This is a genomic window from Mixta theicola (assembly GCF_002895925.1).
GTDB lineage: Bacteria > Pseudomonadota > Gammaproteobacteria > Enterobacterales > Enterobacteriaceae > Mixta > Mixta theicola.
In genome coordinates, this window is sequence record NZ_NWUO01000005.1 from 273,786 (window position 1) to 286,702 (window position 12,917).

The following is a 12,917-nucleotide window of genomic DNA, read 5'->3' on the forward strand; positions in this document are numbered from 1 at the left end:
CCGCAGGTAAAAGGAAATTAGCATCAAGCTTCTTGAGGCGGGCGTTCTCTTCTTCGAGTGACTTAAGAGGCTTCACTTCCGGTACTTCCATGCCGCCAAACTTCTTGCGCCAGGTGTAGAAGGTCGCGTCGGAGATAGCATGCTTGCGGCAAAGTTCCCGGGCAGAAACCCCGGCTGCGGCCTCGCGGAGGATACTGATGATCCGTTCGTCGGAAAAAGGCTTCTTCATGGAGATGTCCTCACGTTGCTAATGAAGACATGACTAACATCGCGGTGTATTAAACAACGGGGAGCAGGTCAACCACTTTTCTCACAGGCGTCTCAGCCTCATCCTGTCTAAGTCATTTTGTGACATCCCGGCAGATCCGGTTCTGACAGAAAACGGATCTGCGGTGCGGATACACAAATGAATAAATTCTGTTTATCGCAAAAACCATCTAAAAATAGTTGATTATTTTCAAATGTTATAGATTTATGATTGGCTGCATTCATGACGGCATCCTGCCCAAGATGCCGCCGATTTCACCCCTCAACCATTGCGATGCGGGATGATTATCCTCCTGTGCCGTCCACACCAGAGAAACGTCGGGCAACGTCAGTATCATTGGCACCGGAACTACCTGCAGGCCAAATGCCTCACCGTAGCGTCTTGCCATCCGGGTTGGCAACGTGGCAATCAACGGCGCACTCGCAACCATGCCCAGTACACCCAGAAATTCCGACGAAGTCGCCACCACGTTGAGTTTTCCGCCTATAGCATCAAGTGCCGATTCGAGACAACCGTGTAAACTTTCGCTGAGGCTTACCAGCGCATGCGGCAGGCTTAGGTAATCTTCAAGGGGAATCGACAATTTGAATCTCATCTTGTCAGGATGGAAAACGCAACTCAGCGACTGCTCGAACAATAACTGCTGACGATAACGCATCGCCTGGCTGTCAAAACAGCCTATTGCCAGGTCTAACACCCGATCATCCAGCATACGGTAGACATCGCGCTGCTGCACCGGGCGGCCATGTAGCTTCACCCCCGGCGCTAGTTGACGCAAGCGTAAGGCGAGCTCCGGCATCAGCAGTAGCTCCACCTCGCTTGAGAACCCCATGCGGAAGATACGTTGGTCAGTCGATGGATCGAACTCCGAACTAACATGAATAACCGTCTGCATCATACCGAGCGCTTGCTCCACCGGCCCGGCCAGCGCTAAAGCGCGTACGGTCGGTTGCATGACCGTCCCGACACGCACAAATAGTTCATCCTGAAATAATGTTCTCAACAGCGACAGGCTGTGGCTCATGGCCGGCTGACGAATTTTCAAAAGTTGTGCAGCCCGAGTTACGCTCCGCTCGCGCATTATCGCATCGAAGGCAATCAGGAGATTCAGGTCAAAGGTTCTTAAATCGAAATGGTCGATTTGCAACATTATTTAAATCGATTTGGTTAATGATATTTCCAGTAGTACGCTGAGTTTCATCATCAGTCAACAGGAAAAAACTATGACGACCCACGAAACCTTTCTCGTCGGAGATGCTCGGATCATCAAGGTGCCAGAGTTAGCGCTTGATGCAGTAGATGCCGCCCAGCTCTTCCCGGAAGACAATTTAAAGGGGCTGATCAGCGATGCAAGTCATTGGGGTAAGCGAAGTTACGATTTTGAGAACGGCCTGCTTCGGCAAAGTATTCACGCCTGGGTAGTACAGACTCCGACTCACACCGTCCTGGTCGATACTGCTACCGGCAATGACAAGTTACGCCCAGCGACACCATTGTTTCACCAGCTCAAAGAGCCCTTCCTGGAGCGTTTGCAGGCGATCGGCGTATCGCCTGAGACGGTGGACTTTGTTCTACTTACCCACCTTCACGCCGACCATGTGGGATGGAACACCAGGCTACAAGACGGACGATGGGTACCAACCTTTCCAAATGCCCGCTACGTCTTTTCCGAACGTGAATATCGCTACAATCTGGCGCTTTCTCGCGAGCGGGGGGCAGTGGCAAGCATTCAGCGGCAGGCAGGAATAGGCACACCGCGTCACCAGCCACTCGACGGCGTTTTCGAAGATAGCGTGATGCCCGTCGTCGAGGCAGGTTTGGATCAACGCATCGAGATTGACAATACCGTGATCGAGGGCTTCCGTTTCCATTCTACACCTGGCCACAGCATCGATCATGCCTCCATCTCAGTGACCTCACGGGGTGAAACTGCCTTGTTCTGGGGTGACGTCATGCATCATCCGCTCCAGTTCCGTCGCCCTGAGACCAATTCAGTATACTGCGAGTTTCCAACGGCGGCGCAGCAGTCCCGTCACAAGGCCATGCAACTCGCTGTCGAACTCGACGCACTGGTTTTCACTACTCACTTCGGAGATAGCTCCGTTGGCAAAGTCAGCCGACAGACTCACGGCTTCGATTGGCAATTTATTCAGGGAGCCCGGCCATGAACGACAATACGACCGGCGTACTGCTACGCGAAACTTATCTCATCGACAGTGATACCGCTGACATCCAGTTGCAGCTACTCCGCAGGCGCCGACGCGACATCGGCCGCGCTAGTTCGAGCACGACATTGATGTTGATACACGGTGCCACTTTCCCCAGCGAGAGCCTGTTCGATGTTCCTGTGGATGGCATTTCGTTCATGAATGTGCTGGCCACGGCTGGATTCGACGTGTGGGCGGTAGATGCCCGCGGTTATGGCGGTTCGACCCGTCCATCTGAAATGGCGGCACCGCCCGACACCGCATCACCACTGACGCCGGCACGGGTCGCGGCACGTGATCTTGCCTCAGCAGTTGAGTATGTCCTCGCCGAGAATGGCATCGAGCGCCTCAGCGTCGTAGCGATGTCATGGGGAGGCTCGGTCGCGGGGATTTATGCCGAACGGCATGACAAATATATTGAAAAGCTCGTGCTGGTGGCACCGCTATGGCTATCGAATCTTCCACTGCGCATCGATGCAGGACAGCCGCTGACAGCGTGGCGTCTGATACATGTCGACGCCTTTCGCGAGGCGTGGCTAGCCGGTGTCCCAGCCGACCAGCACGAAGGCTTGTTGCCACCCGGTTGGTTCGAACAATGGGCGACTGTCACTTCCTCCACCGATCCGGACGCTGCCGAGCCGGGTACCATCCGAGCCCCTGGTGGAGCCATCCAGGATGTCCGCGAGCATTGGCTCGCCAATCGACCGCTCTATGACCCGAGCGCGATTACCGCACCGGTACTGCTCGTTCACGCCGAGTGGGATCAAGACGTGCGAGCCGATATGATGCAGGATCTGTTCAAGCGCTTCGATAGCGCCGCCTACCGGCGCTGGATAGAGATTGGTGGCGGCACTCACATGATCCTGATGGAGTCGGGCCGTTGGCAGGCCTTCGATGCAATCATCAACTTCCTGAAGGAACCCGCTCATCGATTCAGGGAATAAGCCTGGAGCCGCTAAAGCAGACAATCGACAAGCGGACATAGGTATATGTCCGCTCTTAGCCGGCCACTACACCAGGAATCAATTTATGAATAGAGGGTTTTAAATGTCAGATGGGATATTAGGTTGTAAAACCAGCTACGCTTCTTGCGAAAAAAGCGGTTGAAACGAAAAGCCTGATTTGAACACCGGGCGTTAACGCCCGGTGTTTTACCCTTTTATTAACGGAACGATACGCCCAGGTTAACCAGACCGTAATAACCTCCGGCCTCGCCACCGTGCGTTGACTCAGACCAGCCACCCTGTACACCCAGCGTGACGTTCTTGCGGATTTGCGCACTCACGCCGCCATCCAGACCCACGCTGGTGCCTGACAGTTTTGTATGGAAAGCGGCTTCCGAGCCGCTTACACCAGGGACCGAGGCTGTTACTGCACTGTGTCCACCGTAGGATTGCGTGAACGATGGTGTGACCCACCAGGCGAGTGTCGCTTTTGTATCCTCCGGTGTGCCTACCTTCACGCCTGCACGTACCGCCTGGCGGCGACTGTCGGACCAGCTGAGCGACGCGGCATCATCGTGCGCACCGTCCAGGCTGAGGCCCTGCACCGTATACTGCAACTGCGGCTCCAGTGCCAGGTTCGGTGCGACCGTAAAGGCCTGCCCTACCTCCGCTGAGGCCAGCCAGCCGGTGCCAGAAGTGGACAGCCTGGTTCCGTCGTTCGAAGCGACCTTCAGGCTGTGATGACTCGCCTGCAGCACGCCATCAACGTGCAATCCAGAGTGGCTACGGCCTGACAAATACGCTCCGCCGCTATAGACCGTGTCGCGGTCTGTGCCGGCTTCGCGTTGACCACCGTCGCGCCAGACATCGCTACGCATCAGGCCGGTGGCGCCATATACACCGGCACGCCAGTCTGCATTCGCCCCGTCAAGTTGCCAGAGATCGCCACCAATCTGCAGGAAGCTGTACGCACCGCTGCTCTCCGGTACGCTGCCGCCTGTCAGGCTGCCACTTTCAGAGTGGTGCAGCTGGCCTGCCGCCAGGCGTCCCCAGATCCGGCTATCCGGCGCATAATGGAAGCGTGTATCTGCCGTGCCCGCCAGCAGACGATCATAGTCGAGCGAGAGCGCTGGCAGGGCCGCGTAGCTCCACATCCCGTCACGGTAGTTCACCGGCGCGCTGATCACGCTATCCCCTGTTGAGGTATCGCCATTCTGCGTGGTGTCACCGCTAGTCGTGTCGGTCTGTTGCGAAGTCAGGTACCAGCTCTGATCGGCATTACGATACAAACTGTACGAGTACGCACCCGCCACCAGAGGACGCGTCATACTGAACGCACCTGCTTCCGTGGTGGCACCGTTAATAGCCTGTATCACCGCAATGCCGTTACCGGTGGTCTGGGCACCCAGTCCGCCGCGATTGAGCACCTGCAGACCAGTGCTGCCCGTGGCCTGGCCGCCATCAATGATGACTTTGTCAGTGAGTGAGCTACTGTCGCCCGCCACGGTATTAAGCGTAATGGTGCCGCCGTTACCCGCGAGGTTAGTAACGGTCAGCGTGTGTGGCGTGAACGTTCCCTGCGACGGCACAAACACAATGCTGCCAGCATTGGTCAGGGTATCGACCAGTGAGTCACCGGTAATATTCCAACTACTGCTCTGGTCGATGTTAACGTCGGTCGGGTCAATAATACCGGTCAGAGTAGTACTGTTGATCAGCGACAGTGACGTTCCCGACACGGCCACAATATCAGTCTCGGCTTGCAGGCCATCCATAACCAGTGAGCCGTCATTCAGATTCAGCTGTGACTGGCTGAGCGTGCCGACAAGCGTTAACGTACCTGTTCCGCTTTTGGTGAGCTGCCCACCGCCGGTCAGGTTGGTATTCAACACCGCGTTATTACTGATGTCGTAAGTGGTGATGCCTTCGTTGACGAAGCTGTTATTTGCCAAAGTCAAAACGGCACCGTCGGCAATATTCAGCTGGCCGCCGGTGGCCACAGTGGTATCAGACGCGATGCCGCCGCTGCTGACTGACAGCAGGCCGCCGTTGTTGATGGTGGCCTGGAATGTCTTACCGCCATCCAGTACAGCCAGTTTCCCATCGGCATTTACGGTAGTACCGGTTGCTGTACCGAGCACATTTTCAGTGCCCCCGGCATTAACCACCGTACCGGTGGAGAAGTCGCCGCTGTTTACCGTTAATTGACCTCCGTTTTCTACCAGCACGTTGTTTGCCTGGCCGCCGCTAATGGAAAACGCACCGAGCGCATTTGTACCCTGCACGACGGCCTGAGTGCTCGCCTGCAAGGCTGCTCCAGATGCCTGCGCAACATCTGACGCAATACCACCGTCAGCAATGGCAAGCATGCCGCCAGCATTTAAGGCAAGGTCCATCGCCATGCCCCCGGTGTTGACACTCAGCGTGCCGCCTGAATTCACGATGGCGCTGGATGCCGTGCCACCACTGTTAACTACCATAAACCCAGCATCGGTCACCGTTGTCCATTTGGCTGTGGCACCGTCGTTAATATACTGCTTACCGCCTGCGACGACGGTCGATGTCGCTGTGCCGAAGACATTCTGCACGCCGTCCGTGTTCACTGCGGTGCCTTTAGCCACACCGCCGGAATCCACATCCATCACGCCACCAGCGTTTATCATGGTATCGATTACTGACCCACCGCTTCTGACATAAACGAAACCGTCGCTGTTTACCGTGGTGCCCGTCGCGCTGCCACCGCTATTGATAGCCTGATAGCCACCTGAATTGACGCTCGTTGAGGTGGCGCTGCCCTCAACGGTCTGGGCGCCGCCAGCCAGAATGGCCGAAACTGCCGATCCGCCGCGCGCAACATACTGGGAGGCGCCAGCACTGACGGTCGTGGATGATGCTACGCCGCCATAATTGACATATTCATAACCGCCAGCATTCACCTGAGTTGATTCTGCGCTGCCACCATTCTGCACATACATCGTGCCGTTATTCAGTACCGTCCCGACCGCAGAACCGTAGTTATTGAGATTTCCGTAGCCATTAACTGTCGATGCGGAAGCGACGCCGCCGTTCATGACGTACTGCTGGCCCCCGGAAATGGTTGTTGAATTTGTCGTGCCGCCATAAAACACTTGCTCATAGCCGCCTGCTTTAACCAGGGTATCGTCTGTAGAGCCGCCGCTGTTGACGTACTGCATCCCGCTCTGACCAATCACGCTGCCTGAGGCGGTGCCGCCAGCTTCGACATACAAACAGCCACCGTTTTCCAGCAGCAAATCTTTGGCCTGACCACCGCTGACGGAGAAATCGCCAAGCGTATTGGTTCCGCTCACGGTTGCACCGGTGTAAGTCTGTAACGCACCGCCAGACGATTGCGTCACGGTGAGCGCTGATCCGCCATTGTAAACCACCAGCCTGCCGCCAGAATTCAACGCCGTGCTGACAGCGGATCCGCCGCTGCTGACGTACTGAGTCCCGCTTTGCCCGATCACACTCTCTGAAGCATTACCACCCGCCTGCACATAAAGAATGCCGCCATTTTCCAGCAACAGATCGGTTGCCTGCCCCCCGCTCACAGAAAAATCCCCTAGCGCATTGGTGCCGCTTACGGTCGCCCCCGTGTAAGTCTGTAAAGCGCCGCTGGAATTTTGCGTCACGTTAGTCGCCGTACCGCCTTCAAAGACGTTCAGAACGCCCCCAGCATTGACCGTGGTATTGAACGCAAAACCACCGCTTTCAACATATTCGGTTCCGCCCCAGTTAACGACGCTGTCTGACGCGGAATGTCCTGTCTGCACGAACAAAAAACCACCGTTTTCAAGTAGCAGGTTATTTGCCTGCCCGCCACTGATGGAGAAAGCTCCGAGCGTGTTCGTGCCGCTAACTGTCGCGCCGGTGTAAGCCCGCAACGCGCCGCCTGTTGACTGCGCTACATCGGTGGCCGTACCGCCCTGATATACGGTAAGGGTGCCATTTGACATAAGCGTTGTACTGACAGCAGAATCGCCGCTTTCAACGTACAAAGAGCCGCCGTTTTCAAGCAGCAGGTTTTGAGCAAGCCCGTTACTGACAGAGAAAGCGCCGAGCGCATTAGTGCCGCTTACGGTGGCGTCGGTATAGGTCTGAAGCGCCCCGCCTGATGTCTGCAGCACGTTTGTCGCGGTGCCACCCTCATTAACCTGAAGCGCTCCGTTCAGTCGTATCGTCGTGTTGTCAGCAGACTGTCCGTTTTGTACGTTAAGGAAGCCGCCATTTTCCAGCAACACATTGCTTGCCTGCCCCCCGCTTACAGAAAAAGCGCCGAGCGCATTGGTGCCACTTACGGTGGCGTCGGTTGTGGTCTGAAGCGCCCCGCCTGATAACTGGCTCACACTTAAGGCGGTACCACCACTGCTGATGTTCATGTAGCCGCCAGCGTTTACGGTAGTGTGGGTAGCGCTACCGCCGTTGTTAACGAACAGATGGCCGCCCGAAGTTACGGAAGTATCAGTCGCCACCCCGCCGTTATTAACGTTAATAGTTGGCGCGTAGTAGCCGACAAAATAGTCACCGCCCACGTTACTGCTGCTCGCCAGCCCGCCACTATTAACGTTAAGCGTGCCACCATCTGTTACCACAGCACTGTTGGCGATATCCCCGCTGTTCAGCGTCAATGGCTCGTAATAAGTGACCTGAGAACCGTCATAGGTAGCTGCGACCGCGGTCCCAGTCATGCCCAACAACAGGATTGCGCCCGCCACTTTCTTCACTGCCAGCGGCGGACATCCGCCGCAACCGGCACGCTCTGACGCCACGATCCACGCCTGACGCGCTGCGCTCCAGACGATTCTGTACGCTCTGTTCATATCTCTGTCTCACTGTTGTTTTGTTGCGTGCCGGTGCTTATACAGCCCCATGCCACATGTGTTGTTTTCAATGCTTATTTGGACTTAATGACCGCGCAGTTGCGTATGCAGCCGGTCAATCACGCCGTTAACTTGTTTTCCGGTTATCAGTCGGGTGCACTCATACTGACGTTCCGTTCCCTTGTGCCGCGGGCACCAGAAAAAGTCCCGGTGATCGAACGTCTCATGCGGGCTGTCCCAGCAGCCGCTGCAACCGTGACTGCTGAATACTCGCCAGGGCGTATAAAACTCGGCACCGGGCAGGCTAAAACCGCTAATCAGCACTACGGGTATCTGCGAAGCCCAGGCGAGCCAGGAAAGACCACTTGCCAGACCGATAAAGAAGCTGGCGTGACGAAGCAAATCCACTCGTGCCTGTAGCGGCAGGTTGCCGGTGAAGTCTTCCGCGCCGTAGGGAATGTGATTCCAGACAAAGCCCTGCCCGGTTCGGGATTCCCGATCGATGCAGAGCACCCGATAACCCAGGGCTTTAAGATGAGTCACAACCTCAGCCCACCCGTGCCCGTTGTTCCAGAACTTGGCCTGGCAGGTGGACTGCACGCCTATGCAAACGTAGGGCTCAGCGATAGTGCGCGGAGCACTCAGATCCAGGCGTGGCGCCTCTTCCCGGTGATCAACCCCGAGAATGTGCCCGGCTATACGGTGGAAACCCACCTGACGGAAGTCGATTGGCTGGTGCGTGTCGTTGCCGCCGAAAAACAAGCCGACTCGGTAGGTGGCATAGGGAAAACGCTCCCGCACATCGTTCGGCGTAGAGAAATGAATGTGTGGATACTGGCCTTCCAGCAGCGTGATGATATTTTGTGCCATCGAGCATTCAAGGCGGCAACCGTGCTGCAGGCGGAAACGCTCTGCGTAGTGGAACCAGCCCAGCAGGTCGCCCAGCGTGCCCACGGGGAAGGAAATGAGCACATCCCGATCTTTCAGAGACAGCGTTTCGTCTAGCAGCGGGATCTCTTCTTCGCCACGCCAGACCTGGATGCGGAAGCGGACAAAGTATTTTTTGGCCGAAATAACCCACCCGGCGCCGGTTTCACAACGGAACAGAACATTGCCTGAGTCGTCATCCAGCAGCATTACCCGCCAGCGACCTTCAGGCAGCAGCACGCGAGCACCATCATTGAAGTCATAAAGAATGCCTGCCGGGCCTTTTATAGCGGGCTGCTCAGGTGGAACAACAAAAGGATACGGTACAGCTTCCTGAGAGCTGGAAAGCGCGGCGGCAGTGACAGCAGGCGATGAAACCATATCAATCATCGTTACACCCGCCCTGCATCAGATGTTTTGCCGGTGTTAATGACTCGACCCAGCCGCAATATTGTTTATTCATTATCTCTCCCCCGCCCAACGAAATAAGAACATTCTTATTACATGGCCTATATACTGGGTGTTATCGGAGGCAGTAGATTTTTCTGTAGAGCATTAATGTAAAAATGCTTACAGAATCACAACAGGCTGGCGGATGAACAATTTGACATGGAAGGTAGAGAAATGCGTTGAATGGAGGCGAAATAATCACATCTGGAGCATTGTTGCTGCGAAGTTACAGCGAATCAGCTTAATTTTGATCGACTTCCCATCACTGAAGACCTCTTGTTTTTTATCAAGTTTTTCTTATGGCTGGCCAGGACATACGTCGGGCCGCAGCGAAATAAATTATTCTGCAGAAAAGGATTTTTGCGCTGGCTGAATTTAATCGTTGAAGTTTGCCAGCTATGCCCTCAGAAAAGTGTTTTTCCAACCAGGTTAAGCCATTATTTACAATTTATAGAGCCAGTAAAATGGCAGTGACTGCATTTACCGTCTCACTGGCCACAGAGTTCCGACCTTCACTATCCGCGTTGGCTGATCTTACTGGAACGGGCTCCGGCTACACGTTTTGGTGAAAACGCCTGACGCATTACCGTGATTAAATCGGTTGAAGCCGGACGAACTGTTAAAGATGTCTGTCGGGAAGCCGGTATCTCTGAAGCGACCTGCTATAACTGGAAGTCTAAATACGGTGGTATGGAAGCGTCTGATATTAAAAAGATAAAGGACCTTGAGGATGAGAGCCGACGTCTCAAACAGAAGTTTGCCGATCTCAGTCTTGAAAACCGGGTACTGAAAGATGTTATCGAAAAAAAGCTTTAAAACCAGCCTTTAAGCGTGAGCGGGTAACACATCTGATAACACCATTCGGGCTCAGTATTCGTCAGGCCTGTCGAAGCCTGAACCTGAGCAGAACGGTTTATCATTACCGTCCGGATACCACGCGTGACGAACCTGTTATTTTTGCATTACAGGCTGCCGCTGAACGCTATCCACGATATGGTTTTCCAAAGTTTTTTCAGGTTCTGCGGCGGCAGGGATACCAGTGGAATCATAAAAGGATCCACCGTATTTACTGTCTGCTTAAGCTGAATTTTCGCCGCAAAGGTAAACAGCGTCTGCCGGTGCGTAATCCATCACCGCTGGCTACGCCAGAAGCGTTAAATCAGAGCGGGTCCGTTGATTTCATGCATGACGCTCTGATTTACGGTCGTCATTTTCGCTCGTTCAATGTCGTTGATGACTTTAATCGTGAAGCGTTGTCGATCGAAACAGATCTGAATTTTCCCGCTCAGCGAGTGGTTCGTGTGCCGGACAGGATCGCAGCAAACCGGGGATACCCCGTGATGCTTCGCATGGATAATGGCCTGGAATTTATCAAGCCGGGGAAACCAACTCAGAATGCTTTTATAGAACGTTTTAACCGAACGTATCGTACAGAAATACTCGATTTTTATCTGTTCAGAACCCTGAACGAAGTGCGGGAAATAACGGAAAGAGGGTTGTCAGAATATAACTGTGAACGCCCGCACGAATCACTGAATAACATGACACCGGAGGAATACCACCTACAACATCACAAGGCCGGGCTCTCAAAAAGTGCATGGAACTAAAAAGGGTCTATTTATACTCACATTCCATGTTTATTATTCGTCATATTTTGAGCTAAGGCAGGCTGGTTATACATTAAAATCCCGGCCGCTGGACAAAAATTCGTATTGGCTAAGATATTTCCAGTTCTTCCGTTGCTTCCGATAAAATCTGTAAGAATCTACTCAGACTAAATTTCATGGAATTTTGTTCAGCTAAAATTTTGGCGTCTGAAAAAATTCGATTTCAATATTATAAGGGCCTCTAACTTTTTTTAATTGGCAGAGTATTTGACCTCCATAAGAAATCTCCACCGTGATTTCTTCATACTTAGAATCACTAAAAAAGGTTATTTCAAAATCGTTATCCATATCTTTATCTCAGCATTTTAGGATCCAATAATCCAGAGAGTGTTTCATCTGAGTTACAGCGCAATCCTCTTTCATCAGGAAGCCTGTATTCCACACCACCTTTGTAAAGATATGTTTTTACATTGTTTTTACTAATTAAAACTTCATTTACAAATTGATTTGCTGTTTCATTTTTTTGTACCTACTATTACTGAGTAATATTAAGCCACATATCGCTCTTAAAAGAGAGTCGAATGTCTCCAGGAGGCTTTAAGTTCCGTCACCTCATTTAACAATCCTTTTTCGTCCAGATCATCTTCATCGATTAATTCAGGATCGGAACAATAAGAATCTACTGAAGAAAAAACCATATCAAAGAAAAGTTGCGTATCCTTACCAGCTCCTTTCAGCACATCCGAGTCTCTGTATTCTCGCCATGCCCTTATATATCCCCCTTCAAATTCCGGTGCTGTAATATCACCTGAGATAAAAGAGTCAATTAAGGAAAGAATAAATGATTCATTTTTGTTAAAAGACATTTTATTCACCATTCAAGTTAACAATTTGAGTTTTAGATAGTTTCCACCCAGAGATGAAGTTGCCGTCTAAATTAGTCATTACATCAAGCTTAGTTTCAGGATTATAGTAGTGGTAGACATCCTGGTTCCATCGATACTTACCAGTAATTTTATGTGTTAATGGATGATCAATATGCCTCTTAAGGGCTTGTTCAAAAGCTTTTAATCGTTCTACATTGGCGTTACCTGATACATTGAAGTCTACAGTATGTTTGAATTTTTTCTGTAGTTGTCGTGATTCAAATTTAACAGAATCTGATAATAATGGCTTGGTCTGTTTTGACAGATTAGGTAACGTTTCTATTGCATTAGCTGGGTTTAAACGACCCATACCGAAAACAACGGCAACAGAAGCGCCCGCAATAACCAACCCTTTGGCCTGGTCAGACATCATCTGGTCATAACCGGCAGGCGTATCGCCTCCCAGCTGCTCTGCAGTCTGTCTGAATCCTTCAGGGTTGCCGTTATAAATTCCACCGGCGGTCAGCAGCCGTCCGGCGGCTTTGCTGTTAATAGTACTGAGCGGAGCGGGCTGTTTAATGCCGGATGAACGTTCAGGTAACGCGGTGGGACGTGGCTTTCCGCTCCTGCTGCTGTAGTCCCGGCGGGCAACCGATATTTTATATTCACGGATAATATCCTGCGCCCCGTCAAACTTAAACGCCAGCGGATCGCGGCAAATCAGTTCGCCATGCTCATTGATATAAAACAGCCCGCCTTTTGACCCAGAAAAACCGTCCAGCATCACCACTTCACCATGGTAGATCA

At 52.8% G+C, this 12,917-nt stretch carries 8 protein-coding genes and 1 pseudogene; 3 read left to right on the forward strand and 6 right to left on the reverse strand.

Translation table 11 applies throughout. The features are described 5' to 3' along the window. Window positions 1-7: 7 nt before the first annotated feature. Both COO59_RS09325 and COO59_RS09330 read right to left on the reverse strand, forming a co-directional pair. A pseudogene (locus COO59_RS09325) lies at window positions 8-229 on the reverse strand (transposase); the annotation flags it as partial. Between the two features lie 259 nt (window positions 230-488). Next, on the reverse strand, window positions 489-1,418 hold the full coding sequence (locus COO59_RS09330) for a LysR family transcriptional regulator (protein WP_103059519.1): 930 nt from the start codon (window positions 1,416-1,418) through the stop codon (window positions 489-491). 73 nt (window positions 1,419-1,491) lie between these two features. On the opposite strand from COO59_RS09330, the gene COO59_RS09335 reads away from it, so the two are divergent. Together COO59_RS09335 and COO59_RS09340 are read left to right on the forward strand one after the other, a co-directional pair. After that, on the forward strand, window positions 1,492-2,436 hold the full coding sequence (locus COO59_RS09335) for an MBL fold metallo-hydrolase (RefSeq protein ID WP_103059520.1): 945 nt from the start codon (window positions 1,492-1,494) through the stop codon (window positions 2,434-2,436). Continuing rightward, entirely contained in the window at window positions 2,433-3,419 is a 987-nt protein-coding gene (locus COO59_RS09340) for an alpha/beta hydrolase (protein WP_103059521.1), read from the forward strand. The genes COO59_RS09335 and COO59_RS09340 overlap by 4 nt, the downstream gene beginning before the upstream one ends. A 218-nt stretch (window positions 3,420-3,637) precedes the next feature. Here COO59_RS09340 and COO59_RS09345 read toward each other — a convergent pair whose 3' ends face one another. Both COO59_RS09345 and COO59_RS09350 read right to left on the reverse strand, forming a co-directional pair. Then, a complete protein-coding gene (locus COO59_RS09345) occupies window positions 3,638-8,260 on the reverse strand; it encodes an AIDA repeat-containing protein (RefSeq protein ID WP_103059522.1) in 4,623 nt (1,540 codons plus the stop codon). An 84-nt stretch (window positions 8,261-8,344) separates the two neighbouring features. Continuing rightward, window positions 8,345-9,568 carry an autotransporter strand-loop-strand O-heptosyltransferase gene (locus COO59_RS09350; protein WP_409371636.1) on the reverse strand — a complete coding sequence of 408 codons (1,224 nt, stop codon included), beginning with the start codon at window positions 9,566-9,568 and terminating at the stop codon, window positions 8,345-8,347. A 651-nt stretch (window positions 9,569-10,219) separates the two neighbouring features. On the opposite strand from COO59_RS09350, the gene COO59_RS09355 reads away from it, so the two are divergent. After that, window positions 10,220-11,244 (forward strand): IS3 family transposase gene (locus COO59_RS09355; protein WP_103059524.1). Its coding sequence is split into 2 segments (ribosomal slippage): window positions 10,220-10,448 and window positions 10,448-11,244, totalling 1,026 coding nucleotides; the frame shifts between segments, so codons are not numbered across the junction. Between the two features lie 566 nt (window positions 11,245-11,810). Here the strand turns inward: COO59_RS09355 and COO59_RS09365 are convergent. Beyond that, window positions 11,811-12,110, reverse strand: coding sequence for a colicin immunity domain-containing protein (locus COO59_RS09365; RefSeq protein WP_165786504.1), 300 nt, complete (start codon window positions 12,108-12,110; stop codon window positions 11,811-11,813). A gap of 1 nt (window position 12,111) precedes the next feature. Further along, window positions 12,112-12,917, reverse strand: an 806-nt coding sequence (locus tag COO59_RS21030; protein WP_276308265.1) for a colicin D domain-containing protein, incomplete at its 5' end; no start/stop codon positions are given.